The organism is Amycolatopsis sp. NPDC051903, assembly GCF_044452505.1.
Classification (GTDB): Bacteria; Actinomycetota; Actinomycetes; order Mycobacteriales; family Pseudonocardiaceae; genus Amycolatopsis.
The window spans coordinates 243,303-269,682 of the sequence record NZ_JBITBT010000008.1 but is presented as its reverse complement, the minus strand read 5'-3'; the positions used below and the strand labels follow the sequence as shown (position 1 = coordinate 269,682).

Here is a 26,380-nt window from a genome sequence, read left to right as displayed (position 1 = left end):
CCGCTCGTCCCAACGAAAACGGCGCCGGCCTCATCCGCACCGGGTCTGGCGCGATCAGTGGTTTTGTGCATTCCACCAGATGAGATGCGGCATCCGGTGCACGAGTGGACGATGGGACAAAAGGAAGGAACGGGGCGGCAGTTGCCACCCGGGCGGGCGGGCCGCGCCGGGGTAGAGTGGTGGGGCGCGGTGCGGGCCGCGTCCTGTCCGCGGAAAGGGCTGAGCCCACCCCCGAAGTGAGTGCCGAGTACGTGCCTTCTTCCCTGCCCGGTGCCGGCGGACCACGGGCGAACCGAGGGAAGGAAGGACTCCCCCATGGCTGCTCTGCCCGCGAAACCCGATCTCGGCCAGTTGCGCAAACGCGCGAAAGACCTCGCGCGCGCCGAGTCGGTCAAACTGTCGGAAGCGCAGTTCCGGATCGCCCGTGAACACGGGTTTCCCAGCTGGCCGAAGCTGCAGGCGTACGTGCGCCGCAGCGCCGAGGGCGTGCAGCACGCCTACCACGCCGACACCGAGTACTACGGCGAGCGCGCACTGGGGCTGCTCGCGTCAGCCGACGACGGGACGCCGAGCGCGCGCGCCGCGTTCGACCGGCACCGGCAACCGTTGACGCGCGAGGGCGCGCGCACGGTCGTCGCGCGGGAGCACGGGTTCACGTCGTGGCGCGGGCTGCGGGAGCACGTCAAGACGCTGGCCGGCAGCGGAGAGCCGTTCGCGCGGGCGTACGGGCTGGTCGAGGCTCGGGACGTCGACGGGCTGGCGGCGATCGTCGACGAGTTCCCCGAGCTCGTGCACGCCGTCGGCACCAACGGCAACGACCTGCTCGGCATGGCCGGCGCCACGTGCGACGAACGCCTCTCCCGCGTGCTGCTGGAGCGGGGCGCCGATCCCGCGCGCGGCAACGCGCACGGCTGGACGCCGTTGCACCAGGCGGCCTACAGCAACCTCCCGCTGCTCGCCGACCTCCTGCTCGACGCCGGCGCGCCCCTCGACGTCTCTTCCCGCGGCGATGGCGGGACACCGCTGGTGGTCGCGTTGTTCTGGGGCAACCGGACGGTCGCGGAAAGGCTGGCGCGGCAAGGGAAAGCGCCGCGCAACCTCCGCGTCGCCGCGGGGCTCGGCGACGCGGAGCTGCTCGACGAGCTCGTCCGTCCGAACGGGACACTCGCGCCGGCCGCGGGCGCGCACCGCGAGTTCTACCGGCCCCACAGCGGTTTCCCGTTCTGGCGCCCGTCCGGCGACCTCGCCGAGATCCGCGACGAAGCGCTGAGCTGGGCCGCGCGCAACGACCGCACCGAAGCCCTGCGCACGCTCGCGGCCCGCGGCGCGGACCTCGACGCCGACGTCTACCGCGGCACCGCGCTCACCTGGGCCGCGGCGCAGGGCAAGGTCGCGGCCGTGCGCACGTTGCTGGAGCTGGGCGCGGAGGTCAACCGCGTCGGCACGTTCGGCGGGCCGAAGCACGGCGTGGGGATCACCGCCCTGCACCTGGCCGCGCAGGGCGACCACCTCGACGTGCTCGAGGTGCTCATCGCGGCCGGCGCCGACCTCGACGCCCGCGACGGCCAGTGGCGATCCACGCCCGAGGGCTGGGCCGAAGCGTGCGACAGCCCGGCGGCGCGGGAACTGCTGGCGCGAGCGCGGTAGCCCGGCAGTCCGGTGGACAAGCGGAGTCCGTAGTCCGTATCGTGGCCGGCACGAGACGGACTACGGACTCCGTTTCATGACTGGGAGGACACCATGACCACACCCCGCGAGGTCTTCGACCGGCTCTCCGAAGGCATCTCCGACGGCCGGTTCGACGAACTTTCCCAGCTGTACGCCGAGAACACCGTCGTCGAGCACCCCACCGCGATCCCCCGCCCGGGCCGGCTCGAGGGCCGCCCCGCGCTGCACGACCGGTTCGTGAGCACCCTGGCCGCCGAGTTCAGGCTGAAGCGCCACGACATCGTCGTGCACGAGACGACGGATCCCGAGGTGATCGTCGCCGAATGGATCTACACGGCCGAATCCGTGCGCACCGGCAAGACCGGCGAAGTCCCCAACATCCAGGTGCTGCGCGTGCGCGACGGCCTCATCGTCGAGTCCCGCGACTACCACGACTACCTGCGGCTCGCCGCCGTGCAGGGCGCCGCCGCGCGCCTCGCCGACGCGTACGCGCAGGTTCCGGCGCACGAACCCGGCCCCGTCTCTCCGCGGCCGGCGCAGCTCGCCGACCGGAAGAGCCCGCTCGGCGTGTTCCAGCGACTCTGCTTCGGCGTCTCCGACGGCCGCTGGGCCGAACTGCCCGACCTGTACGCGGAGCAGACGGACGTCCGCCACCCGTTCCTGCCCGGCTCGCCCGTGCTGAAGTCCCGCGCCGACCTGCGCGACCACTTCGCGGTCGCAGGCAGGATGGGCCTCTCGATGCAGGCCACGGATCTCGTGACGCACCAGAGCACGGATCCGGAGGTGCTGATCGGCGAGTTCACCTACGAAGGACAGCTCGGCGACGGCACTTCGTTCCGCGTCAACAACATCTTCGTGCTGCGCGTGCGCGACGGCCTCATCGTCGAATCGCGCGACTACGGCGACCACCCGGCACTGGCCGCCGCGGCGGGGCGGCTGCCCGAGCTCATCGCGAGCGTGACCGACTAGGCGTCGAGGTCCTCGGGCAGGTCGAACTCGCCGTCGCGGACGCCCTTCACGAAGGCGTCCCACTCGGACGGCGTGAAGACGAGAACGACGCCGTCCGGCTTGGCCGACTGGCGCATCGCGACGTAGGTGACTCCGTCGGTGTGCGGCACGAACGCGTACTCCACGCAGTCTTCGAGCGTGACGCCCTCGGGCTCGGCGCGGATCCAGGCGGCGGCGGACAGGTCGAGCTCGTGCCGGATGTGCGCCTTGTCGTCGACGGGCTGATCACTCATGGGCCCAGCGTAACGATCGCCGAAGGCCCCCTCACCGGCGCGGTGAAGGGGCCTTCGGGAGATCCAGGAGACTCAGGCGGTCTCGGTGATCGGGCGGTCCACCCACGACATGAGGGCCCGCAGCTTCTTGCCGGTCTCCTCGATCGGGTGCTGGTTGCCCTGCTCCTCGAGCTTGGTGAAGTTCGGGCGCCCGGCCTCGTCCTCCGCCACCCACTCGCGGGCGAACGTGCCGTCCTGGATCTCGCCCAGGATCTTCTTCATCTCCGCCTTGACCGCGGGCGAGATCACGCGCGGACCGCGGGTGAGGTCGCCGTACTCGGCCGTGTCGGAGATCGAGTAGCGCTGGCGCGCGATGCCGCCCTCGTACATGAGGTCGACGATCAGCTTCAGCTCGTGCAGCACCTCGAAGTAGGCGATCTCCGGGGCGTAACCGGCCTCGGTCAGCACCTCGAAGCCCGTCTGCACCAGCGCCGACGCGCCACCGCAGAGCACGGCCTGCTCGCCGAAGAGGTCGGTCTCCGTCTCCTCGGTGAAGGTCGTCTTGATGACACCCGCGCGGGCGCCACCGATGGCGGCCGCGTAGGAGAGCGCGAGCGCCTGGGCGCTGCCCGACGCGTCCTGCTCCACGGCGATCAGGCAGGGCACGCCCTTGCCGTCCACGAACTGGCGGCGGACCAGGTGGCCCGGGCCCTTCGGGGCGACCATCGCGACGTCGACACCGGCCGGCGGCTTGATCAGGTCGTACCGGATGTTGAAGCCGTGGCCGAAGAAGATCGCATCGCCGTCCTTGAGGTTCGGCGCGATGTGCTCTTCGTAGATGAAGCGCTGCTTGGTGTCCGGCGCGAGGATCATGATCAGGTCGGCCTCGGCCGCGGCGTCGGCCACCGACAGCACGCGCAGGCCCTGCTCCTCGGCCTTGGCGCGGGACTTCGACCCCTCCTGCAGGCCGATCCGGACGTCGACACCCGAGTCGCGCAGGCTCAGCGAGTGGGCGTGGCCCTGGCTGCCGTAGCCGATCACGGCGACCTTGCGACCCTGGATGATCGACAGGTCGGCGTCGTCGTCGTAGAAGATTTCCACTGCCATGGGGGTACTGCTCCCTTTCGGATTTTCTGAAAACTCAGCGGGGCGAGGTGGCGGTGATCGAGCGGGCCCCGCGACCCACCGCGACCATGCCCGACTGCACGAGCTCGCGGATGCCGTACGGCTCGAGCATGCGCAGCAGGGCGCCGATCTTGTCCGACGTCCCGGTCGCCTCGACGGTGAGCGCCTCCGGGGACACGTCCACCACCTTGGCACGGAAGAGCTGGACCGTTTCGAGCACCTGGCTGCGCACCGTGGCGTCGGCCCGGACCTTCACGAGCAGCAGTTCGCGCTGCACCGCGGAAGACGGCTCGAGCTCCACGATCTTGATCACGTTGACCAGCTTGTTGAGCTGTTTGGTCACCTGTTCGAGCGGTAGCTCTTCGACAGCGACCACGATCGTCATGCGGGACACCTCGGGATTCTCCGTAGGGCCCACGGCGAGGGACTCGATGTTGAAGCCGCGGCGGGAGAACAGGCCGGAAACCCGGGCGAGCACGCCGGGCTTGTTCTCGACCAGCACGCTCAACGTGTGGACGGTCATCGGGCTTCTCCTTCCGCAGCAGCTTCGGCGGCCTCGACAGCTTCGACGGCTTCGCGCGAAACCTCATCGTCGTCGAACAGCGGCCGGATGCCGCGGACGGCCATGATCTCGTCGTTGCCGGTGCCTGCGGCCACCATCGGCCACACCTGGGCATCCTTCCCCACGACGAAATCGATCACGACGGGGCGGTCGTTGATCTCCATCGCGCGGCGGATCGTGGCGTCGACGTCCTCCTTGGTCTCGCAGCGCAGACCCGCGCAACCGAGCGCTTCGGCGAGCAGCGTGAAGTCGGGGATGCGGTGCTTGTGCGTACCGAGGTCGCTGTTGGAGTACCGCTCCGAGTAGAACAGGTTCTGCCACTGCCGGATCATGCCGAGGTTGCCGTTGTTGATGACGGCGACCTTGATCGGCGCGCCCTCGATGGCGCACGTGGCGAGTTCCTGGTTGGTCATCTGGAAGCAGCCGTCGCCGTCGATGGCCCACACCTGCGTGTCGGGCACACCGAACTGCGCCCCCATGGCCGCGGGGACGGCGAAGCCCATGGTGCCGAGGCCACCGGAGTTGATCCACGTGCGCGGCTTCTCGTACTTCACGAACTGCGCCGCCCACATCTGGTGCTGGCCGACGCCCGCGGTGAACACCGCGTCGGGGCCGGCGAGCTCGCCGATGCGCTCGATGACGTACTGCGGCGACAGGGAACCGTCTTCCGGCCACTCGTAGCCGGTGGGGTACCCCTCGCGCCACGCGTCGACCTGCGTCCACCAGTCGGTGAGGTCGGGGCGGCCGTGCTCGAACTCGGCCTTCACGGCCGCGATCAGCTCGGTGATGATCTCCTTGCAGTCCCCGACGATCGGCACGTCGGCCTTGCGGTTCTTGGAGATCTCGGCCGGGTCGATGTCGGCGTGGACGACCTTGGCCTCGGGCGCGAAGGACGACGTGGCGCCGGTGACGCGGTCGTCGAAGCGGGCGCCGAGCGCGACCAGCAGGTCGGCGCGCTGCATCGACGCGACGGCGGCGACCGAACCGTGCATGCCGGGCATGCCGACGTGCTGGCTGTGCGAGTCGGGGAACGCGCCGCGCGCCATCAGCGTGGTGGCGACCGGGATCCCCGTCAGCTCGGCCAGCTCCAGCAGCTCCGCGGAAGCGCCGGCCTTGATCACGCCACCGCCGACGTAGAGCACCGGGCGGCGCGCGTTCGCGATGAGCTTCGCGGCTTCGCGGACCTGCTTGCCGTGCGGGCGCAGCGTGGGGCGGTAACCCGGCAGCCGCATCTCGGCCGGCCAGGAGAACGACGTCATCTCTTGGAGCACGTCCTTGGGGATGTCCACCAGCACCGGGCCGGGCCGGCCGGTCGACGCCAGGTGGAACGCCTCGGCGATCGTCCGCGGGATCTCCGCCGGGTCGGTGACGAGGAAGTTGTGCTTGGTGATCGGCATCGTGATGCCGCAGATGTCGGCTTCCTGGAACGCGTCGGTGCCGATGAGGCTGCGCGTCTGCTGGCCCGTGATGGCGACGACCGGCACCGAGTCCATGTTGGCGTCGGCCAGCGGCGTGACGAGGTTGGTGGCACCCGGCCCCGACGTCGCCATGCAGACGCCGACCTTGCCGGTCGCCTGGGCGTAGCCGGTGGCGGCGTGCCCGGCGCCCTGCTCGTGGCGGACCAGGACGTGGCGGACCTTCGTGGAGTCGAGCAGCGGGTCGTACGCCGGGAGGATGGTGCCGCCGGGAATGCCGAAGACGACTTCGGCCCCGACCGCTTCGAGCGAGCGGACGAGCGCCTGCGCGCCCGTGACCCTTACCGGGGTTCCCGCCGGCGGCGCCGGCTTCGGACGTGCTCCGGGGACACCGGGCGCGGTGGGCCCGGGCTTCGCGTCGCTGCGCGACGTGGCACTGGTCATCGGTTCTGCCTCGTGGGTTCTCGGTGTCACTCGTTCGGGTTGCTTCGGGCCGTGGAGCCGGTCTGAAACCGGTTCTACGCAACAAAAAACCCCCGCCGACCGTAGGGTCGTACGAGGGTCGCGCGTCGACGCAGCGGAGGCCTTCCTAAGCGTCGACGCGCTTGGGAAGTACGAGGCCGGTCTGCGTGGTCACGGCTGCGACGTTAGTCGGGCGGCCGCGCGAGTGTCAACTCTGCGAGACGGCGGTTCCGCATGCTGGACCGCCAGTACTGCCCGCGCAGCCCGGGTGGCGACCGCTCGCGACCCGCGCGCAGGCGCGCGAGCGACGCGGTGCACCATTCATTGGTGGCCGAAGAAAAGCAGGACAAACGCGCGGACGAGGGCCGGAAGGCCGTGTTCAAGATCCCCAGCACGGCGTACATGGCGATCGCGCTCCTGACCGTGTGTGTGACACCCATCGCACTCGGGGAGATCAACGGGCTGCAGTGGCTCTACATCTTCCCGGTCGCCCTCTTCGTGTTCGTACTGCGCACGCGGACGGTCGCCACCCGGGCCGGTCTCGAAGTGCGGACGGTGTTCGGCAAGCGCGACCTGCCGTGGTCGGCGCTGAAGGGCCTCGCCATCACCGACCGGTCGCGCGTGCGGGCCGTGCTGGGCGACGACACGCAGATCACGCTGCCCACCGTGCGGACGCGGCACTTGCCGGTGCTCTCGCTCGTGAGCGAGGGGAAGATCAAGGACCCCTCCGGCGTGCTGAGCGAGGACGACCTCAAGCCCGGCGCCGCCAAGCAGGCCACCGAGAAGACGACTCCGGAACCCGCCGAAGAGACCACGGCGAAGAGCACCGGAGAGACCGGTGAAAAAGACGCGCCGGAACCCTCCCGCGAAGCCGTGGAGCAGAAGCCCGCGGCCGCGCCCGCCGAGACCGGCGGGGAGAAGACCAAGCCGAGCGAGTAGAATTGGTAGGACCAGTTTGCGGAGCGAGTTCCCGAATCCGCCTGGACCAGCCTTCTGACCTGGGAGAATGCCGTGCCGCACCTCCGTTCCCGGACCACCACCCACGGCCGCAACGCGGCGGGCGCGCGCTCGCTGTGGCGTGCGACCGGGATGACCGACAGCGACTTCGGCAAGCCGATCGTCGCGATCGCCAACTCGTACACGCAGTTCGTGCCGGGCCACGTGCACCTCAAGGACCTCGGTGAGATCGTGGCCGAGGCCGTGAAGGAGGCGGGCGGCATCGCGCGCGAGTTCCACACGATCGCCGTCGACGACGGCATCGCGATGGGTCACTCGGGCATGCTCTACTCGCTGCCCTCGCGCGAGATCATCGCGGACTCCGTGGAGTACATGGTCAACGCGCACCAGGCCGACGCGCTCGTGTGCATCTCCAACTGCGACAAGATCACGCCGGGCATGCTGAACGCCGCCATGCGGCTCAACATCCCGACCGTGTTCGTGTCCGGTGGCCCGATGGAGGCCGGCAAGGCCGTGGTCGTGGGCGGGGTCGCGCAGGCACCGACCGACCTGATCACCGCGATCGCCGCGTCGGCGAGCAGCGAGGTGGACGAGGAGGGCCTGTCGGCCGTCGAGCGTTCGGCGTGCCCGACCTGCGGTTCGTGCTCCGGGATGTTCACCGCGAACTCGATGAACTGCCTCACCGAAGCGCTGGGGCTTTCGCTGCCCGGCAACGGTTCCACGCTGGCCACGCACGCCGCGCGCCGCGACCTGTTCTCGGGCGCCGGGCGCACGGTCATCGACCTGTGCAAGCGCTGGTACGGCGAGGACGACGCCTCGGCGCTGCCGCGCTCGATCGCCACCCGCGAGGCCTTCGAGAACGCGATGGCGCTCGACATGGCCATGGGCGGCTCGACCAACACCGTGCTGCACATCCTCGCCGCCGCGCAGGAGGGCGAGGTCGACTTCACCATCGCCGACATCGACGCGATCGGCCGCCGGGTGCCGTGCCTGTCGAAGGTCGCCCCGAACTCCGACTACCACATGGAGGACGTCCACCGGGCCGGCGGCATCCCCGCCATCCTCGGCGAGCTGTACCGCGGCGGGAAGCTGAACACCGGCGTCCACTCGGTCCACTCCCCCGACCTCGACAGCTGGCTGAACGAGTGGGACATCCGCGCGGAGAAGCCGTCGGAGAAGGCGCTCGAGCTGTTCCACGCGGCGCCGGGTGGCGTGCGCACCACCAAGGCGTTCTCGACGGAGAACCGGTGGTCCTCGCTCGACACCGACGCCGCGGGCGGCTGCATCCGCGACATCGAGCACGCGCACACCAAGGACGGCGGCCTCGCGATCCTGCGCGGCAACCTCGCCGAGAACGGCGCGGTCATCAAGGCCGCGGGCATCGACGAGGACCTGTGGCACTTCGAGGGCCCGGCGCGCGTGCTCGAAAGCCAGGAGGAGGCCGTGTCGGCGATCCTCAACAAGGAGATCCAGGCGGGTGACGTGCTGGTGATCCGCTACGAGGGCCCCGCGGGCGGGCCGGGCATGCAGGAGATGCTGCACCCGACGGCGTTCCTCAAGGGCTCCGGCCTCGGCAAGAAGTGCGCGCTGATCACCGACGGGCGCTTCTCCGGCGGTTCGTCGGGCATCTCCGTCGGCCACATCTCGCCGGAAGCGGCCGGGGGCGGCCTGATCGGCCTGGTGGAGAACGGCGACCCGATCGTCATCGACGTCCACGAGCGGCGCCTCGAGCTGCAGGTCGACCCGGAGATCCTGGCCGAGCGGCGGTCGAAGATGGAGGCGGCGGAGCGGCCGTGGCAGCCGAAGGACCGCGAGCGCCCGATCACCGCGGCGCTGCGGGCGTACGCGCGGATGGCGACGTCGGCCGACACCGGTGCGGTGCGCGACCCGAACAAGTGAGCCTGAACTGAAGAAGGCCGGCCACCTCGCGTGGCCGGCCTTCTTCGTGTCTGAGGGTTCAGCGGGCGAGGACGATGACGACCACGGACGCCGCCGCGGCCAGCAGCAGCGAGACGATGCCGAGCGGCAGCGGCCGCCTGCGCCACGGCGTGTTCTTCTCCAGCGAGATGCGGCCGGCGCCGGTGAAGATCAGGGCGAGGGCGACCACGCCGATGAGCAGTTCGAACTCCCAGCCGCGCCCGTCACCCACGAAGAAGCCGCCGTGGAACTTGGCGTAGACGGCGTTCGCGGCCACGCCGAGGATGCCGGCGGCCGCGAGCGGCGTGAACAGGCCGACGAGCAGCAGCGCGCTGCCGCCGACCTCGACGATGCCGGTGATCCAGGACAGCAGCGTCGTCTGCTTGTGGTAGCCGAACGTCTCGAGCACGTGGGCGAAACCCGCGATGCCCGGTCCGTGGAACGCGCCGAACAGGTGCTGCAGGCCGTGCGCCCCCACGATCGCGGCCAGGCCGACGCGCAGGATCAGGAGGCCGAGGCCGAGCCCGCCCTGGCGCACTTCGTCGTCGTCGCCACCGGAGTCGTCGACCCCGGACAGGAGGCTGGTCTGGTAGTCGTCCCCTTGACTGGTCACGCGCGAAGGGTAGGGGATCGGGCCCCGGGCCGCGAGCGAGCGCGCCGGGGTCAGGGGCCCGATCTGTCAGTATTCGCCGCGCACGAGGTTGTCGGGCAGCTCACCGCCCGCGTAGCGCGCGATCTCGGCCGCCGCGACGGCGTACGAGCGCCTGCGGACCCCCTCGACGGCGCCGCCGACGTGGGGCGTGAGCAGCAGCCCCGGCACGGTCCAGAGCGGGTGGTCGGCCGGCAGCGGTTCGGGGTCGGTGACGTCGAGCGCGGCGCGCAGGCGGCCGGCGGAAAGCTCGGCGACGAGCGCGTCGGTGCGGACGACCGGTCCCCTCGCGGCGTTCACCAGAACCGCGCCTTCGGGCATCGCCGCGAGGAACTCGGCGTCGACCATGCCGTGCGTGCGCGAGGTGAGCGGGACCATGAGCACGACGATGTCGTGGTCGGGCAGGAGTTCGGGCAGTTCCGCGACACCGCGCACACCGTCGCGCGCGGACATGCCGACCATCGTGCAGCGGACGTCGAACGGTTCGAGGCGCCGCCGCAGCTGCCGGCCGAGGTCACCGGCGCCGACGATGAGCGCGCGTTGTCCCTGCAGGGTTTCGGCGGGGAGCTTGCGCCAGCTCTGGTCCTTCTGGGCGGTCGAGAAGACGTCGAGCTTGCGGTACATCGACAGCAGCACCGCGACGACCCACTCGGCCGTGCTGCCGCCGTGCGCGCCGCGGCACGTGGAGAGCAGGACGCCGTCGGGGAGCTTGCCGACCCAGTCCTCCGCGCCGGCCGAGAGCAGCTGCACGAGCTTGAGGTTGGGCAGTTCGCGCCACAGCTCTTCGCCCGCGGGGTGGCGGCCGGGGATGAGGACCTCCGCCTTCGCGGCCTCCGGCGGCACCGGGTCGCCCCACTGGTAGCGCACGGGCTGCACCTCGGAGAGCTCCGAGAGCGCGGCGACGCCCTCGTCGTCGGGGACCAGCACAGTCAGCGTCATGATCGCCACGTTACTGACCCGACCGAAGAGCAGGCGGATCCCGGGCACTACGTGACCGTTGCCACGCAAGCCGGATAGCCGTGACTGTGGCCGGATCGGTGACCGAACGGCACGTGAGCCACTTACTCCGCGCTCACGCGGGGGCACCTAGGCTGGAGCATCATGCGTACCCGGTACCGGTGGTCGGCGCCGCTGGCCCTCCTCGCTTGCGGCGGCCTGCTGCTCTCGGGCTGCGCGCGGTTCGACGACACCGCGGCCGGCCAGAGCTTCAGCCCCGCTCCGGTGCCGAGCCCCGAATCACCGCCGCAGGTGCAGGATCCCAACGACCCGTCGGGCGACGGGCAGAGCCCCACCCAGGGCGGCCCGCAGCAGGCGCCCACGACGATCCCGCCGCCGCAGGGGTGCAAGGACTTCGACAAGGCCGTGATCGCGACGTGCCTCGACACGGTCGCGGCCGTCGCCGGCCTGCCCGGGGACGGCGCGACGCCGGCGGCCCTGGCGGGCGAACGGAAATCGGGCCGCGTGCTGCTGGCCACCGCCGGGCGTGACGCGACGCTGTTCGAGCAGCTGGACGTGGCGGCCACGGGCGACGGCGGGCTGACGTCGCTGGCCCTTTCGCCGAGCTACGTCGAGGACCAGCTGGTGTTCGCGTACATCACGACGCCCACTGACAACCGCGTGGTGCGCTTCGCCAAGGGCCAGCCGCCGAAGCCCGTGCTCACCGGCATCCCCAAGGGCGCGACCGGCAACCGCGGCGCCCTGCTCAGTGACGGCAAGGGTGCGTTGCTGGTCGCCACCGGCGACGCGGGGAACGCCGCCGCGGCCGCGGACCCGAAGTCGCTGGCGGGCAAGGTACTGCGGATCGACACGTCGGGCGCGGCGGCCACCGGCAACCCCACAGCGGGATCGACCGTGTACGCCTCGGGCCTGCACAACCCGGGCGGGTTGTGCGCTTCGTCCGACGGCAAGCGGGTGTGGGTGACCGACCAGCCCGGCGGCCCGGACGCGCTCTACCGCGTGCAGGCGGGCCAGACCCTGTCGACGCCCGCGTGGACCTGGCCGGACAAGCCCGGCATCGTCGGGTGCGCCGACTTCTCCGATTCGAACGGCATCCTGGCCGTCGCGTCGGCCGTCGGCCTGCAGAACCTCCCGGTCAACCCGGACGGCGCGGTGACCGGCAAACCCACCGTCAGCCTGGACGGCAAGGGCAAACCGCCGACCACCTACGGACGGCTGGCGGGGATGAGCCTGATCAGCCCCCAGCTGGCCGTCGCGGGCACGACGAACAAGGACGGCGGGAAACCGGTGTCCAGCGACGACCGCGTCGTGCTGATCACGGTCACCGAAACCGGCGGCGGGCTCGGCAAGGACTGAACCGCCCGGTTCCCCCGTACCCGCTCAGGAACGGCGCCGCGGTTGGCGCGATTCGGTGCGCGCCGCGCGGATGTCCAGGATCGACGCGGCGATGGAGACCAGCGCGAACAGCAGGGCCAGGTAGCGGCCGACGCCCGGGTTGATCACCACGCCCGCGGCGTCGAGGAAGGCGCGCTGGTCGCTGTCGAAGACCCAGTCCAGCGTGGTCCAGCCGATGATCATGAGCAGGAAAGCGCCGAGGCCGGCGACGAGCCAGAGGTGGGGCAGGCCGCTGGCCCGGACCTTTCGGAGCTGGCCGAAGAGCACCACCGCGAGTCCCGCCAGCAGCAGCACGAACGGCGGGAACCACGAGAAGAAGTCCGAGTGCCACGCGGAGCGCACCACGTCGTCGTGGGGGAGCGTGGCGAACGCGTCGCGCACGTCGGGGGTGGCGGTGTCGGCGGTGAGGACAGTCCAGGGGAAGAACAGCGTCGCGAGCGCGAGCAGCCCGGCCCCCAGGCCGAGCCACTCGCGCCACGACACGCGTTTTGCGTCGAACGCCACTCAGGAACCGACGCGCTCGATGATCAGCTCGCGCACGCGCTTGGCGTCGGCCTGGCCCTTGGTGGCCTTCATGACCGCGCCGACGATCGCGCCCGCCGCGGCGACCTTGCCGCCGCGGATCTTGTCGGCGACGTCCGGCTGAGCGGCCAGCGCTTCGTCGACGGCGGCCAGCAGCGCCGAATCGTCGGACACGACCTTCAGGCCACGCTTGTCCACGACCTCACGCGGCGAACCTTCACCCGCGAGCACGCCCTGCACGACCTCCTTGGCGAGCTTGTTCGTCAGCTCACCCGAGGACACGAGCCCGATCACCTCGGCCACCTGCGCCGGCGTGATCGCCAGCTCCGCCAGCTCGACCTCGCGCGTGTTGGCTTCCTGCGCCAGCGTGTTGACCCACCAGCCGCGGGCCTCGTCGGGCTTCGCGCCCGCCTCGACCGTGGCCGCGACCAGGTCGACGGCGCCCACGTTCAGCAGGTCGCGCAGCGCCTCGTCGGACAGGTTCCACTCGGTCTGGATCCGCTTGCGCCGTTCGGCCGGCATCTCCGGCATCGTCTTGCGCAGCTGCTCGACCCACTCGCGCGACGGCGCGATCGGCACCAGGTCGGGCTCCGGGAAGTACCGGTAGTCCTCCGCGGTCTCCTTCGTGCGGCCGGACGCGGTCGTGCCGTCCGCTTCCTGGAAGTGGCGCGTCTCCTGCTTGATCGAGCCGCCGCCGGCGAGGATCGCGGCCTGACGGGTCATCTCGTAGCGCACGGCGCGCTCGACGCTGCGCAGCGAGTTGACGTTCTTCGTCTCCGTGCGCGTGCCGAACTCCGTGGCGTCCTTGGCCATCAGCGAGACGTTCGCGTCGCAGCGCAGCGAACCCTGGTCCATGCGGACGTCGGACACCTCGAGCGCGCGCAGCAGGTCGCGCAGCGCCGTGACGTACGCCCGCGCCACCTCGGGCGCGCGCTCGCCCGTGCCGGTGATCGGCTTGGTGACGATCTCGATCAGCGGCACGCCGGCGCGGTTGTAGTCGAGCAGCGAGTGCTCCGCGCCGTGGATGCGGCCCGTCGCGCCCCCGACGTGGAGCGACTTGCCGGTGTCCTCCTCCATGTGCGCGCGCTCGATCTCCACGCGCACGACCTCGCCGTCGTCGAGCGTCACGTCGAGGTAGCCGTTGAAGGCGATCGGCTCGTCGTACTGCGACGTCTGGAAGTTCTTCGGCATGTCAGGGTAGAAGTAGTTCTTCCGGGCGAACCGGCACCACTCGGCGATCTCGCAGTTGAGCGCCAGCCCGATGCGGATCGCGCTCTCCACGGCCTTGCCGTTCACCACCGGCAGCGCGCCCGGCAGGCCCAGGCACGTCGGGCACGTCTTCGTGTTCGGCTCGCCGCCGAACTCGTTGGCGCAGCCGCAGAACATCTTCGTCTTCGTGTTCAGCTCGACGTGGACCTCGAGCCCGAGCACCGGGTCGAACCGCTCGACGACCTCGGCGTAGTCCATCAACTCGGCCACGGCAGTCACTTCGTTCCTCCCAGCTCCGGGACCTTGTGCACGAGCGACCCGCCGGCGGCGGCGTCGCGCGCGGCCTCGTAGGCGGCGCCGACGCGGTAGAGCCGGTCGTCGGCGAGCGCCGGGGCCATGATCTGCAGGCCGACCGGCAGTCCGTCCTCGTCGGACAGTCCACTCGGGACGCTCATGGCGGCGTTGCCCGCGAGGTTCGACGGGATGGTGCACAGGTCGGCGAGGTACATCGCCATCGGGTCGTCCACGCGCTCGCCGATCTTGAACGCCGTGGTCGGCGTGGTCGGCGACACGAGCACGTCGACCTGCTCGAAAGCGCTGTCGAAGTCGCGCTTGATGAGCGTGCGCACCTTCTGCGCCGAGCCGTAGTAGGCGTCGTAGTAGCCCGACGAAAGCGCGTACGTGCCCAGCATGATCCGGCGCTTCACCTCGGCGCCGAAGCCCTTCTCGCGCGTGAGCGACATGACCTCTTCGGCGCTGTGCGTGCCGTCGTCGGCCACGCGCAGGCCGTAGCGCATCGCGTCGAACCGCGCGAGGTTCGACGACGCCTCGCTCGGCGCGATCAGGTAGTACGCGGGCAGTGCGTACACGAAGTGCGGGCACGAAACCTCGACGACCTCGGCGCCCAGCGCGCGCAGCTGCTCGACGGCGGCCTCGAACGAGCGCAGCACGCCGCCCTGGTAACCGTCGCCGCCGAACTCCTTCACCACACCGACGCGGACGCCCTTGAGGTCACCCCCGGCGCCCTGGCGCGCCGCCGCGACGACGGGCGGCACCGGCGCGTCGATGGACGTCGAGTCCATCACGTCGTAGCCGGCGATGACCTCGTGCAGCAGGGCGGCGTCGAGCACCGTCCGCGCGCACGGCCCGGCCTGGTCGAGCGAGGACGAGAAGGCGACGAGGCCGTAGCGCGAAACCCCGCCGTACGTGGGCTTCACGCCGACCGTCCCGGTGACGGAGCCGGGCTGGCGGATCGAGCCGCCGGTGTCCGTGCCGATGGCCAGCGGCGCCTCGAACGCGGCGATCGACGCCGACGAGCCACCGCCCGAACCGCCGGGGATGCGGGCGTGGTCCCACGGGTTGTGCGTGGGGCCGAAGGCGGAGTTCTCGGTGGACGACCCCATGGCGAACTCGTCCATGTTCGTCTTGCCGAGGATGACGACGCCCGCTTCGCGCAGCCGGCGCGTGACGGTCGCGTCGTACGGCGGGAGCCAGCCCTCCAGCGTGCGCGAACCGCACGTGGTGGGGATGCCCTCGGTGGTCAGCACGTCCTTGAGCGCCAGCGGCACGCCGGCCAGCGCGGACGCGGGCTGCTCCCCCGCGGCCAGCTGCTCGTCGACGGCCTTGGCCGCGCCCAGCGCGCCCTCGGTGTCGACGTGCAGGAACGCGTGCACGTGGGTGTCGACCTCGGCGATCCGGTCCAGGTGGGCCTGGGTGACCTCGACCGCGGAGACCTCACGCGCGTGGATCTTGCCCGCCAGCTCGGCGGCGGTCAGCTTGACCAGTTCACTCACTGTTCTTCTCCCAGAATCCGCGGCACCCGGAAGCGGCCCTCCTCGGCGGCCGGCGCGCCGGCCAGTGCCTGCTGCTGAGTCAGGCAGGGGCGCACTTCGTCCTCTCGGAAGACGTTCGTCAGCGGCACGGCGTGCGAGGTCGGCGGGACGTCCGCCGCCGCGACCTCGCTCACCTTCGCCACCGAGTCCAGGATCTGGTCGAGCTGGCCCGCGAAGACGTCCAGCTCGTCGTCGGTGACGGCCAGCCTGGCCAGCTTGGCGAGGTGCGCGACCTCGTCTCGGGAAATGTTGGGCACGCGGGTGACTCCCGGGGTGTGCTGTGCGGGTGCTCTCGGAAGCTGCAAGTCTATGGTGACGGCGTCGGACGGCTCGACCGGGTTATGGCGGACGGGGCGTCCCGTTCGCCGGACAGCGGGTCCCCAACCCGTACCCGGTCTGTCACAATCGGCGCCCGGTTACCGCGTTCCGCGACAAGGGTGGAACGCCTGAGGCGAGAGGGGCGTGTGGTGTCGTTCCTGCTGCGGGTCCAGCTTCCGGACTCCCCCGGCACCCTCGGCGCCGTCGCGACGGCACTCGGCACGGTGGGCGCCGACATCCTCAGCGTCGACGTCGTCGAGCGCGGAGGCGGGGTCGCCATCGACGACCTCGTGGTGGAGCTCCCGTCCGGCCGCCTGCCCGATGCCCTGATCACCGCCGCCGAAAGCATCGAAGGCGTCGAGGTCGACGCGGTGCGGCCGTACGCCGGGATCCTGGACACGCACCGCGAGCTGGAGCTGGTGGAGGAGATCGCCGCCCAGCCGAAGTCGGGGCTGGACCTCCTGGCCGAGGGTGTGCCGAAGATCATCCGGGCGGGCTGGGCCGTCGTGGTCAAGCACACCGATTCGGGCTCCCGCCGCCTGGCCTCGTCCAGCGCGGCGCCGGAGAACCCGTTCGATGACCTACCCTGGCTGCCGCTGGAGCGCGCCACCGTGCTCGACGGCGAAGAGGACTGGATCCCGGAGACGTGGAAGGAGCTCGGCACCGAGCTCGCGGCCACGCCGCTGGGCAAGCCGGGCAAAGCGCTGCTCGTCGCCCGCCCGGGCGGCCCCAACTTCCGGGCCGCGGAGGTCGCGCGGCTGGCCCACTTCGCCGGCATCGTCGCCGTCGTGCTCGACGGCTGACGAACCCGCTCACCCCACCCGGCACCGGCGTCCGGCCGCGGCTGTGCGGACAACCACACCGCGCCGAAACACCCCGCTTCGGACCGGATTGCCGCGCGGCTACAGGTCGTACTCGTAGGCGATGAGGGTGACGGCCGGGAACGGGTGCCAGTCGCGGGCCGGCAGGCGGCGGAAGCCGATCCGTTCGTAGAGGCGGTGGGCCGTGTGCATGCGGTCGAGGCTGCTCAGGACGACGCGCCGAAGGCCCAGTGCGCGCCCGCGCGTCAGCACGGCACGGGTGAGGGCCTCGCCGATCCCGCGGCCGCGCGCGGAGGAGGCGACGGCGAGCATGCGGAACTCGAGTTCGCCGTCGCGGGAGATCTCGGCGTACTTCGTGCCCGGGTGCACGATGGCGACGGCGCCCGAGACCGAGCCGTCCGCGACCGCGACGAGGAGTTCGGCGTGTTCGGCGCGGTCGGCGACGGCGCGGAGCTCCGCCTCGTAACCGACGTCCTCGGCGAGCAGGCCGTCGGCCTGGTAGGCCTCGACGGTGAGATCGCCCACCACGGCGAATTCCTCCGGCCGGGGCGGGCGGATCTCGACGTCACTCATCGGCGGGCTCCGAAGCCACCCCAGTCTCGCCGGTCTCGCCGTCGCCCGTGGGCAGAGCCAGCTCGGTGGCCGCCCCGGGCCCGCGCTCCAGCAGCACGCGGAAACCGCCCTCGTCGAGCACCGGGACCTTCAGCTGCACGGCCTTGTCGTACTTCGAGCCCGGCGCGTCGCCGACCACGACGAAGGCCGTTTTCTTCGACACCGAACCCGCGGCCTTGCCCCCGCGCGCCATGATCGATTCCTTGGCCTCGTCGCGCGAGAACGAATCCAGCGAGCCCGTGACGACGATCGAGAGGCCCTCGAGGTTGCGCGGGATCGAGTCGTCGCGCTCCTCTTCCATGCGGACGCCGGCGCGGCGCCACTTCTCGACGATCTCGCGGTGCCAGTCGACCTCGAACCACTCCTGCACGGCGTGCGCGATGGTCGGCCCGACGCCGTCGACGTCGGCCAGCTCCTCCTCACTCGCCTCCTCGATGCGCTGCACCGAGCCGAATTCCCGCGCCAGCGCCTGCGCCGCCGTCGGCCCGACGTGGCGGATCGACAGCGCGACGATGACCTTCCACAAGGGACGGTCCTTGGCCGCGTCGAGGTTCGCCAGCAGCTTCTTCGCGTTGGCCGACAGCTCACCCGCCTTGGTGCGGAACAGCTCCACCTCCGACAGCGCGTCTTCACTGAGGTCGAAGACGTCGCCCTCGTCGGCGACCACGCGCGCGTCGAGCAGCGCCACCGCCGCCTCGTAGCCGAGCACCTCGATGTCGAACGCGCCGCGCCCCGCGAGGTGGAACAGCCGCTCCCGCAGCTGCGCCGGGCAGAACCGGGTGTTCGGGCAGCGGATGTCCTTGTCGCCCTCCTTCTGGTAGGCGAGCTCCGTGCCGCACTCCGGGCAGTGCGTGGGCATGACGAACTCGCGCTCGCTGCCCGTGCGCGCGTCGACGACCGGGCCCAGCACCTCGGGGATGACGTCGCCGGCCTTGCGGATGACGATGCGGTCGCCGATCAGCACGCCCTTGCGCTTGACCTCTTCCGCGTTGTGCAGCGTCGCGCGCGCCACCGTGGAGCCCGCGACCTTCACCGGCTCGGTGACGGCGAACGGCGTGACGCGACCGGTGCGCCCGACGCCGACCTGGATGTCCAGCAGCGTCGTGATCGCCTCTTCCGGCGGGTACTTGTACGCGATCGCCCAGCGCGGCGCACGCGACGTGGTGCCGAGGCGCCGCTGCAGCGCGACCTGGTCGACCTTGAGCACGACGCCGTCGATCTCGTGCTCGGCGTCGTGGCGGTGCTCGCCCCAGTAGGCGATGTGGTCGGTGAGCTCCTGCGCCGTGTGCAGCACGCGCGTGTGCGGCGACACCGGCAGGCCCCACGCCGCCAGCGCGTCGTACGCGTGCGACTGCGTGACCGGCTCGAAGCCCTCGCGCTTGCCCAGGCCGTGGCAGATCAGCCGCAGCCGGCGCTCCTTCGTGATGCGCGGGTCCTTCTGCCGCAACGAACCCGCCGCCGTGTTGCGCGGGTTCGCGTACGGCGGTTTGCCCGCCTCGACCATTTTCGCGTTGAGCTCCAGGAAGTCCTCGACGCGGAAGAACACCTCGCCGCGCACCTCGATGAGCTTCGGCACCGGGAACTCCTCTCTGCCCGTGAGCTCGTCGGGGACCTGCTCCAGCGTGCGGATGTTGAGCGTGACGTCCTCACCCGTGCGGCCGTCGCCGCGGGTGAGGCCGCGCGTGAGCTTGCCGTCTTCGTACAGGAGGTTGACGGCCAAGCCGTCGATCTTCAGCTCGGCCAGGTACTCCGTCTGCCCGATCTCCTTCTCGACGCGCTCCACCCAGGTGAGGAACTCGTCGGTGTCGAACACGTTGTCCAGGCTCAGCATGCGCTCGAGGTGGTCGTACGCCGTGAACTCGGTGGAGAACGTGCCGCCGACGTTCTGCGTCGGCGAATCGGGCGTGACCAGCGCCGGGTACTCGTCCTCGATCGCCTGCAGCTCGCCGAGGAGCGCGTCGAACTGGCCGTCCGACACGATGGGCGAATCGAGCACGTAGTAGCGGAACTGGTGTCCGCGGACGTCCTCGGCGAGGGCGGCGTGGCGCTCGCGCACGTCGGCGGGGACGTCGGTCACGTCCATGACGTCTCCAGCCGCCACTGCCACTTCAGCGGGGGCGGCCAACTGGTCCTGAGGAAGGTCGCTGCTCACGGGTGGTAACCCTAGCCGGAGTCGCCGACACTTTCGCCCGGTCGTTCGTTCAGACCCCGGACCAGGTCACGGAGCTCCCCGAGGCTGATCGTGCCCGCCGGCTCGGCCTGCGCGGTTTCGACGCGGCGTAGCCGTTCGGCCGCGAGCCGCTCACCGAGCGTCGCGTCGAGCGGGAGGAAGGTCATCGTGGTGCGCGCCGCCTCGTCGAGCTCGGCCAGCGCCGGGTGGTACACCGCGACGTCGACGATCTCGCCGTCCACCTGCGCGACGACGCGCACGTCGGCCAGCGAGATGCGGTGCTCGCCGAGGTTCACGGTGACGCCCGCCGGGTCGGGGACCGGCGGCACCGAGTCGTGGTACTCCCAGATCGCGTCGTCCGGCGGCGCGGCGGCCTTCCACGCATCGGTGAACGGCCGCAGCTCCGGGTCTTCCTGACCGCTCACCACCAGGGCGTAGACGGCCGTGCGGCCGCGTTCGAGCGAGAAGTGCAGCCGCGGGTGCAGGGCTTCGACCAGCTCGCACAGGTCGTGTTCCACGCGGTGCGGCTCGCGGTCGCCCAGCGCGGCGCTGACCTCCGGGAGCAGCTCGAACCACCCCGCCCAGAACGTGGCCGCGGCGGCGTCGGTGTCGGACGGCACCGGCTGGTCGGGCCAGGGCGTGCGCGGGTCGGGCGGCGTGCCGCCGGCCGTCGGATCGGCTGAGCGGCGGCGGAACAAGCGCATGGTTTCGAACATCCCCCGTTGTCGGTCCTTCACCGACACGCTACCGCGCGCTCACCACGTCTCGGGCGGCTCCACGAAACCCTTGCCGAGGTCGCGCGTGAGAGCCAGCGCTCGCCGCAGCCACTCGCCCGCGGCTCCCGCCATCCCGCAGGTCGGCGTCGGCACGGCGCGTTCGGCCAGGATCGACCGGTTGAAGCCCAGGCGGTCGACGAGCCCGAGCGCGGGATCGGCGACGTCCTTCAGGCTCGGCCGCGTGCCCGGGTCCGTCGCCGGGACGAGCCCCAGGAACAGCACGGTGCCGCTGTCCCACGTCTCGCCGATCTCGTCGAGCGTCCCCGCCGACGCCTGGCCGAGCAGCGTGACGTCGAAGGCGATCGCGGCGGCGCCCGCGGACCGCAGGAGGGCCAGCGGCGGCTTCGGCGCGCAGCAGTGCACGAGAACGGGCTGGTCCGTGACGGCCTTGACGCCTTCGATCATCGTCGACAGCACCTCGCGGGCCTCCGGTTCGGGCACGGCGGCCACGTTCCCGTACCCCGACGGCGTCGGCAGGCTCCCGGCCAGCACCGCGGGCAGCGCCGGCTCGTCCAGCTGCACCACGACCGGCGCGCCGATCCGCGCCTTGAGCTCCGCGACGTGCTGGGCGAGCCCGTCCAGCAGCGAGGCCGTGAAGTCCCGCAGCGCCCCTCGGTCGGTGAGCACGCGGTGCCCGCGCGCGAGCTCGATCCCGGCGCCGAGCGTCCACGGCCCGGCCAGCTGCGTTTTGACCACCGGCGGGGCCGCGCCGACCTTCTCGCGGGCTTCCTGCACCGCGTCGAGGTCCCACTGCAGCAGATCACGCCCGCGGCGGTGGTCGTGCCCGGGCCGGCCCGCGACGCGGTAGCCGCTCGGCACGACCTCGACGGCGAGGTCCACGAGCAGCGCGGCGGTGCGGCCCAGGACGTCCGCGCCCACACCGCGCGCGGGCAGCTCCGGCAGGTGCGGGAAGTCCGGCAGCTCGCCGAACACGACGGCGGCGGCCTCGACCGGGTCCGTACCCGGCATCGAGCCGATCGCGGTGGCGGCGCCGTCGGGCCAGGCTCGTTCAGTCACGGGCGAATTCTCGCCGATCGTGTCCCGGCGAACGGCACCGGCCTGTCCCGGCTCACCCGAGTGAGCCGGACATTCGCCGCATATCCCTTTGCCAGCACCGATTTCGCGGAGACAGCGATACTCTGGATGGCCATGACGAGCTCCTCGCCACGACCGCCGGGCGAGCACCCCGGCGAGGTGAACCCCGCCCGGCCGCGCCGGTGGGACAGCGAGCCGCGGATCCCCGAACGCCGCTCGCCGCTCGTGGGCGGCACCTTGTTCACCGAAACGGTGCTCGTGGTCAGCCGCCGCGCCGCGGTCGTCGAGACCAGCGAGGAGTACGGCGTCTTCGACCTCCACGGCGCGCGCCTGGGCGGTGTGGCCGACGTCAGCCAGGGCTTCCTGCGCCGAGCCGCGCGGCTGCTGCCGAAGTACGACCAGTACGTGACGCACAAGTTCGAGGTCCGCGACGCCAACCACAGCACCGTGCTGAAGGTGGCGCGCCCGGCGAAAGAACTGCGCTCGCGCTTCGTCGTCACCCGCGCGGACGAGACGCCGATCGGCGAGATCGTCCCCGCGCACGGCGACGACGGCACGCGCTTCACCTTCGTCGTCGGCGGGCACGAGGTCGGCTCGGTGACCGCCACCGGGCGGCAGTCGTGGGACGTGGTCATCGAAAACCACGCCGGTACCGAGATCGCGCGCCTCGGCGCGCCGCCCTCGGGCACGACCGACGACACCTACGTCGCCGAAATCCCGCGCCAGCTCCCCGAACCCCTGGCGAGCCTGGTCGTCGCGACGGCGCTGACGATCGACACCGCGCTGACGCGGGAAACCGCCTGAGCGAGTGACCGTTGTCTCAGGCCGTCCAGGTGGACAGGGCGGCGGCCAGCGCCCAATGTGAGGAAAAGGACGGGACGCCGCAGTCCTGCCTGGACGGAGGTCGCCGTGGAGCCGTTGCCCGAGGACAGCAACCGGAACTGGACGGAACCCGGGGTCTACGAAGTGGCCGCCGGCGTCTACCGGATCCCGTTGCCGTTGCCGAACGACGCGCTCCGTGCGGTGAACGTCTACGCCATCAGCGACGGCAGCACGCTGGCTCTCATCGACTCCGGCTGGGCGCTCACCGAGGCCCGCCAGCTGCTTTCCGACGCGCTCAAGGGCATCGGCGCCGAACTCGGTGACGTGCGGGAGTTCCTGGTCACCCACGTGCACCGCGACCACTACACGCAGGCCGTGGTGCTGCGGCGCGAGTTCGGCAGCAAGGTGTCGCTGGGCAAGCTGGAAGAACCGTCCCTCAGGGTCACCGCGGATCCCGACCAGCTGCCGATGCAGGCGCAGGTCGAGCTCCTGCGCCACTGCGGCGCGGACGAGGTCATCGCCGCGCTGGCGAAGATGTTCGGCGACGTCCCGCGCCGCACCGACATCGACCAGTGGGAGGACCCGGACGAGTGGCTCACGCCCGGCCGCCGCACGGTGCTGCCGAACCGCGAACTCGAAGTGGTCCACACTCCCGGCCACACCACCGGGCACGTCGTGTTCCTCGACGGCGCCGCCGGTCTGCTCTTCTCGGGTGACCACGTGCTCCCGCACATCACGCCGTCGATCGGGTTCCAGCCGGTGCCGGCGGAACTGCCGCTCAACGACTACCTCGAGTCGCTGCGGCTCGTGCGCGCACTGCCCGACCAGCGCCTGCTGCCCGCCCACGGCCCGGTGGCCGGCAGCGTCCACGAGCGCATCGACGAACTGCTCGAACACCACCGCAAGCGCCTGGAAACCATGGCCGCACAGGTCGACGCGGGCGCCAGCACCGCGTTCGACACGGCGAGCCGGCTGGGCTGGACGCGGCGCGGCCGCAAACTGTCCGAAATGGACGCGTTCAACCAGATGCTGGCCGTGCTGGAGACCGCGGCGCACCTGGATCTGCTGGTGTCGCAGGACAAGCTCGCGGTGCAGACGATCGACGGGGTCCGCCACTACGGCACGAACTGAAATACTGGTCCCCATGCCGGGGATCACCGTGCGGCGCGCCCGCCGCGAAGACGTCGCGACCATCGTCCGGATGCTCGTGGACGACCAGCTCGGAGCGACGCGGGATTCGGCCGACGACCTCGAGCCCTACCTGCGCGCGTTCGAGGCCATCGACGCCGATCCGCAGCAGCTGCTGGTCGTCGCGACGGACGACGACGAGCCCGTGGCGACGCTGCAGCTGACGGTCATCCCCGGCCTGGCCCGGCGAGGCGCGCTGCGCGGGCAGATCGAAGCCGTGCGCGTGCGCGCCGACCACCGCGGCGCGGGGCTCGGCGGCGAGCTGGTGCGGTGGGCGATCGACGAATCGCGCCGGCGCGGGTGCGCGCTCGTGCAGCTGACGTCGGACACCTCGCGCACCGCCGCACACCGGTTCTACGAGCGGCTCGGCTTCACCGCGAGCCACACGGGGTTCAAGCTGCGGCTCTGACCGTCCACTCGGGACTCAGCGGGTGCCGGAGATCTTCGCGCTGCCCAGGACGAGGTCACCGGCCCGCGCGTCCGGCCGGTACAGCACCACGACCTGGCCCGGGGCGACGCCGCGCAGCGGTTCGCGCAGCTGGATGCTCACCCGGTCCCCGTCGGCTTCCGCGACGGCTTCGGCGATCCCGCCGTGCGCGCGGACCTGCACGACGCATTCGGTCGGCCCGTCGAGCGCCTGGCCACCGGGCCAGATCGCCCGGTCGGCGTCGATCGCGTGCACGCCCAGCCCCGTCTGCGACCCGACCTTCACCGTGCCGGAAACCGGCTCCAGCGACAGCACGTACCGCGGACGGCCGTCGGCGGCGGGAGCGTCGATGCCGAGGCGCTTGCGCTGGCCGACGGTGAAACCGTGGACACCGGTGTGCTGCCCGAGGACCGCGCCGGTCTCGGCGTCGACCAGCTGACCGGGCCGCTCGCCCAGCCGGTTCTCGAGGAACTTCTTGGTGTCGCCGTCGGGGATGAAGCAGATGTCGTGGCTGTCGGGCTTGTGCGCCACGGAAAGACCGCGCTGCTCCGCCTCGGCGCGCACGTCGGTCTTCCACGAGTCGCCGAGCGGGAACATCGCGTGGGCGAGCTGCTCCGGCGTCAGCGAGGCCAGCACGTACGACTGGTCCTTGCCCTCGTCGGCGCTGCGCCGCAGCTGCAGCTGTCCGCCGACGGTCGCGAGACGCGCGTAGTGGCCCGTGGCCACGGCGTCGAAGCCCAGCGCCATGGCCTTTTCGAGCAGGGCTTCGAACTTGATCTTCTCGTTGCACGTCACGCACGGGTTGGGCGTGCGCCCGGCCGCGTACTCGCCGACGAAGGTCTCCACGACCTCTTCGGTGAACCGCTCGGCGAAATCCCAGATGTAGAACGGAATCCCGAGGATGTCGGCGGCGCGGCGGGCGTCGTGCGAGTCCTCGATCGTGCAGCAGCCACGCGAGCCCGTGCGCAGGGTGCCGGGTTTCGCCGACAGCGCCAGGTGCACGCCGACGACGTCGTGACCCGCGTCGACCGCACGCGCGGCGGCGACGGCCGAATCGACTCCTCCGCTCATGGCGGCCAGTACCCGCATTACCTCACACCTCTTGCTTCTGGGTCTGCTTGCGCATGCCGGCGAGCCCCGCCTGCCGCGCCCGGGCGACAACGCCGCCGATCTCGCGCGCGAGCGCGGACACGTCGTCCAGCGTCGACGTGTGGCCGAGCGAGAACCGCAGCGAACCGCGCGCGGCGGCCGCATCGGCGCCCATGGCGAGCAGCACGTGGCTCGGTTCGGCGACGCCGGCGGTGCAGGCCGAGCCGGTGGAGCACTCGATGCCCTTGGCGTCGAGCAGCATCAGGAGGCTGTCGCCGGCGCAGCCGGGGAACGTGAAGTGGGCGTGGCCGGGCAGGCGTTCGCCGCCGCCGTTGAGGATCGCGTCGGGCACCTCGCGCCGGACGGCTTCGATGAGTTCGTCGCGCAGCTTCCCGACGCGATCGGCGTACTCCGCGCGGCCTTCGGTGGCCACGCGCACCGCGGCGGCGAAGCTGACGATCGCCGGGACGTCGAGCGTGCCCGAGCGCACGCTGCGCTCCTGGCCACCGCCGTGCAGCACGGGCGTGCACTCGGTGTCGCGGCTCAGCAGCAGGGCGCCGACGCCGTACGGTCCGCCGAGCTTGTGGCCGGTCAGCGTCAACGCCGAAGCGCCGCTGGCGGCGAAGTCGACCGGCACCGCGCCGACGGCCTGCACGGCGTCGGTGTGCAGCGGGATCTCGTGCTCGGCGCAGATCGCGGCCAGCTCGGCGATCGGGTTGATCGTGCCGACCTCGTTGTTGCCCCACATGACCGTGACCAGGGCGACCGTCTCCGGTGACGAGCCGATGGCCGCGCGCAGGGTCTCGGGCGAGACCCGGCCCTCGTCGTCGACCTCGAGCCACGTGACCTCGGCGCCGCTGTGGGACTCGAGCCACTCGACGGTGTCGAGCACGGCGTGGTGCTCCACGGAGCTGCACAGGACTCGGTTGCGCTCGGCGCACCCGCTCTGGCGTGCCCAGTAGATGCCCTTGACCGCGAGGTTGTCACTCTCCGTGCCACCGCCGGTGAAGATGACTTCCGACGGCCGGGCGCCCAGCGCGTCGGCGATGATCTCGCGCGACTCCTCGACAACACGACGCGCGCGGCGGCCCGAGGAGTGCAACGCGGAGGCGTTGCCCACGGTGGACAAAGCCTCGGTCATCGCCGCGACGGCTTCGGGCAGCATCGGCGTGGTCGCTGCGTGGTCGAGATAGGTCATCGCCTCATCAGGGTAGTCCGCTCCGGCCGGTGAC

The 26,380-nt window shown here is 71.3% G+C and carries 25 protein-coding genes; 9 read left to right on the top strand and 16 right to left on the bottom strand.

What is annotated here, in order from left to right; genetic code table 11:
- Positions 1–315: 315 nt before the first annotated feature.
- On the top strand, positions 316–1,647 hold the full coding sequence (locus tag ACIA77_RS20970) for an ankyrin repeat domain-containing protein (RefSeq protein ID WP_395887575.1): 1,332 nt from the start codon (positions 316–318) through the stop codon (positions 1,645–1,647).
- A 93-nt stretch (positions 1,648–1,740) separates the two neighbouring features.
- A complete protein-coding gene (locus tag ACIA77_RS20965; RefSeq protein WP_395887574.1) occupies positions 1,741–2,637 on the top strand; it encodes a nuclear transport factor 2 family protein in 897 nt (298 codons plus the stop codon).
- On the opposite strand, the gene ACIA77_RS20960 is transcribed toward ACIA77_RS20965, so the two are convergent.
- From ACIA77_RS20960 to ACIA77_RS20945, 4 genes are all read right to left on the bottom strand, one after another.
- Entirely contained in the window at positions 2,634–2,909 is a 276-nt protein-coding gene (locus tag ACIA77_RS20960) for a DUF397 domain-containing protein (RefSeq protein WP_395887573.1), read from the bottom strand. The genes ACIA77_RS20965 and ACIA77_RS20960 overlap by 4 nt on opposite strands.
- A gap of 72 nt (positions 2,910–2,981) precedes the next feature.
- The gene (gene ilvC / locus ACIA77_RS20955) at positions 2,982–3,995 is read right to left on the bottom strand and encodes a ketol-acid reductoisomerase (protein WP_395887572.1); all 1,014 of its coding nucleotides are present in this window, start codon (positions 3,993–3,995) and stop codon (positions 2,982–2,984) included.
- A gap of 34 nt (positions 3,996–4,029) precedes the next feature.
- Positions 4,030–4,536, bottom strand: a complete 507-nt coding sequence (gene ilvN, locus ACIA77_RS20950) for an acetolactate synthase small subunit (protein WP_204090859.1) — start codon at positions 4,534–4,536, stop codon at positions 4,030–4,032.
- On the bottom strand, positions 4,533–6,434 hold the full coding sequence (locus ACIA77_RS20945; protein ID WP_395887571.1) for an acetolactate synthase large subunit: 1,902 nt from the start codon (positions 6,432–6,434) through the stop codon (positions 4,533–4,535). The genes ilvN and ACIA77_RS20945 overlap by 4 nt, the downstream gene beginning before the upstream one ends.
- A gap of 345 nt (positions 6,435–6,779) precedes the next feature.
- Between ACIA77_RS20945 and ACIA77_RS20940 the strand changes: the two genes are divergently transcribed.
- Positions 6,780–7,391 (top strand): PH domain-containing protein, encoded by a 612-nt coding sequence (locus tag ACIA77_RS20940; protein ID WP_395887570.1) that lies wholly within the window; start codon positions 6,780–6,782, stop codon positions 7,389–7,391.
- Positions 7,392–7,463: 72 nt separating this feature from the next.
- The gene (gene ilvD / locus ACIA77_RS20935) at positions 7,464–9,308 is read left to right on the top strand and encodes a dihydroxy-acid dehydratase (protein ID WP_395887569.1); all 1,845 of its coding nucleotides are present in this window, start codon (positions 7,464–7,466) and stop codon (positions 9,306–9,308) included.
- A gap of 58 nt (positions 9,309–9,366) precedes the next feature.
- Here the strand turns inward: ilvD and ACIA77_RS20930 are convergent, their stop codons facing one another.
- Both ACIA77_RS20930 and ACIA77_RS20925 read right to left on the bottom strand, forming a co-directional pair.
- The gene (locus ACIA77_RS20930) at positions 9,367–9,939 is read right to left on the bottom strand and encodes a DoxX family protein (protein WP_395887568.1); all 573 of its coding nucleotides are present in this window, start codon (positions 9,937–9,939) and stop codon (positions 9,367–9,369) included.
- A 66-nt stretch (positions 9,940–10,005) separates the two neighbouring features.
- Positions 10,006–10,914 (bottom strand): 2-hydroxyacid dehydrogenase, encoded by a 909-nt coding sequence (locus ACIA77_RS20925; protein WP_395887567.1) that lies wholly within the window; start codon positions 10,912–10,914, stop codon positions 10,006–10,008.
- A gap of 162 nt (positions 10,915–11,076) precedes the next feature.
- On the opposite strand from ACIA77_RS20925, the gene ACIA77_RS20920 reads away from it, so the two are divergent.
- Entirely contained in the window at positions 11,077–12,288 is a 1,212-nt protein-coding gene (locus ACIA77_RS20920) for a PQQ-dependent sugar dehydrogenase (protein ID WP_395887566.1), read from the top strand.
- A gap of 24 nt (positions 12,289–12,312) precedes the next feature.
- Here the strand turns inward: ACIA77_RS20920 and ACIA77_RS20915 are convergent, their stop codons facing one another.
- The 4 genes from ACIA77_RS20915 to gatC are packed head-to-tail and all read right to left on the bottom strand — an operon-like array spanning position 12,313 to position 16,147.
- The gene (locus ACIA77_RS20915; RefSeq protein ID WP_395887565.1) at positions 12,313–12,831 is read right to left on the bottom strand and encodes a hypothetical protein; all 519 of its coding nucleotides are present in this window, start codon (positions 12,829–12,831) and stop codon (positions 12,313–12,315) included.
- The gene (gene gatB / locus ACIA77_RS20910) at positions 12,832–14,337 is read right to left on the bottom strand and encodes an Asp-tRNA(Asn)/Glu-tRNA(Gln) amidotransferase subunit GatB (RefSeq protein ID WP_395887564.1); all 1,506 of its coding nucleotides are present in this window, start codon (positions 14,335–14,337) and stop codon (positions 12,832–12,834) included.
- Positions 14,334–15,851, bottom strand: a complete 1,518-nt coding sequence (gatA, locus tag ACIA77_RS20905) for an Asp-tRNA(Asn)/Glu-tRNA(Gln) amidotransferase subunit GatA (RefSeq protein ID WP_395887563.1) — start codon at positions 15,849–15,851, stop codon at positions 14,334–14,336. The genes gatB and gatA overlap by 4 nt, the downstream gene beginning before the upstream one ends.
- Entirely contained in the window at positions 15,848–16,147 is a 300-nt protein-coding gene (gene gatC, locus ACIA77_RS20900; protein WP_204090869.1) for an Asp-tRNA(Asn)/Glu-tRNA(Gln) amidotransferase subunit GatC, read from the bottom strand. Before gatC ends, gatA begins: the two co-directional genes overlap by 4 nt.
- A gap of 210 nt (positions 16,148–16,357) precedes the next feature.
- Here gatC and ACIA77_RS20895 point away from each other — a divergent pair, with 210 nt between their 5' ends.
- Positions 16,358–17,011, top strand: coding sequence for an amino acid-binding protein (locus tag ACIA77_RS20895; protein WP_395887562.1), 654 nt, complete (start codon positions 16,358–16,360; stop codon positions 17,009–17,011).
- 99 nt (positions 17,012–17,110) lie between these two features.
- On the opposite strand, the gene ACIA77_RS20890 is transcribed toward ACIA77_RS20895, so the two are convergent.
- The 4 genes from ACIA77_RS20890 to ACIA77_RS20875 are packed head-to-tail and all read right to left on the bottom strand — an operon-like array spanning position 17,111 to position 21,604.
- Positions 17,111–17,602: a GNAT family N-acetyltransferase gene (locus tag ACIA77_RS20890; RefSeq protein WP_395887561.1), complete on the bottom strand. Its 492-nt coding sequence runs from the start codon at positions 17,600–17,602 to the stop codon at positions 17,111–17,113.
- Positions 17,595–19,793 (bottom strand): NAD-dependent DNA ligase LigA, encoded by a 2,199-nt coding sequence (gene ligA, locus ACIA77_RS20885; protein WP_395887560.1) that lies wholly within the window; start codon positions 19,791–19,793, stop codon positions 17,595–17,597. The genes ACIA77_RS20890 and ligA overlap by 8 nt, the downstream gene beginning before the upstream one ends.
- A gap of 11 nt (positions 19,794–19,804) precedes the next feature.
- Positions 19,805–20,515, bottom strand: a complete 711-nt coding sequence (locus tag ACIA77_RS20880) for a hypothetical protein (RefSeq protein ID WP_395887559.1) — start codon at positions 20,513–20,515, stop codon at positions 19,805–19,807.
- Between the two features lie 51 nt (positions 20,516–20,566).
- The gene (locus ACIA77_RS20875; RefSeq protein WP_395887558.1) at positions 20,567–21,604 is read right to left on the bottom strand and encodes a methionine synthase; all 1,038 of its coding nucleotides are present in this window, start codon (positions 21,602–21,604) and stop codon (positions 20,567–20,569) included.
- A 132-nt stretch (positions 21,605–21,736) separates the two neighbouring features.
- Here ACIA77_RS20875 and ACIA77_RS20870 point away from each other — a divergent pair, with 132 nt between their 5' ends.
- The 3 genes from ACIA77_RS20870 (at position 21,737) to ACIA77_RS20860 (ending at position 24,041) form a co-directional block, all read left to right on the top strand.
- The gene (locus ACIA77_RS20870) at positions 21,737–22,426 is read left to right on the top strand and encodes a scramblase (RefSeq protein ID WP_395887557.1); all 690 of its coding nucleotides are present in this window, start codon (positions 21,737–21,739) and stop codon (positions 22,424–22,426) included.
- Between the two features lie 105 nt (positions 22,427–22,531).
- A complete protein-coding gene (locus tag ACIA77_RS20865; RefSeq protein WP_395887556.1) occupies positions 22,532–23,575 on the top strand; it encodes an MBL fold metallo-hydrolase in 1,044 nt (347 codons plus the stop codon).
- A 13-nt stretch (positions 23,576–23,588) separates the two neighbouring features.
- Entirely contained in the window at positions 23,589–24,041 is a 453-nt protein-coding gene (locus ACIA77_RS20860) for a GNAT family N-acetyltransferase (protein ID WP_395887555.1), read from the top strand.
- 15 nt (positions 24,042–24,056) lie between these two features.
- On the opposite strand, the gene mnmA is transcribed toward ACIA77_RS20860, so the two are convergent.
- Together mnmA and ACIA77_RS20850 are read right to left on the bottom strand one after the other, a co-directional pair.
- Positions 24,057–25,148, bottom strand: a complete 1,092-nt coding sequence (gene mnmA / locus ACIA77_RS20855; protein ID WP_395887554.1) for a tRNA 2-thiouridine(34) synthase MnmA — start codon at positions 25,146–25,148, stop codon at positions 24,057–24,059.
- A 4-nt stretch (positions 25,149–25,152) separates the two neighbouring features.
- Entirely contained in the window at positions 25,153–26,346 is a 1,194-nt protein-coding gene (locus tag ACIA77_RS20850; protein ID WP_395887553.1) for a cysteine desulfurase family protein, read from the bottom strand.
- Positions 26,347–26,380 lie beyond the last annotated feature (34 nt).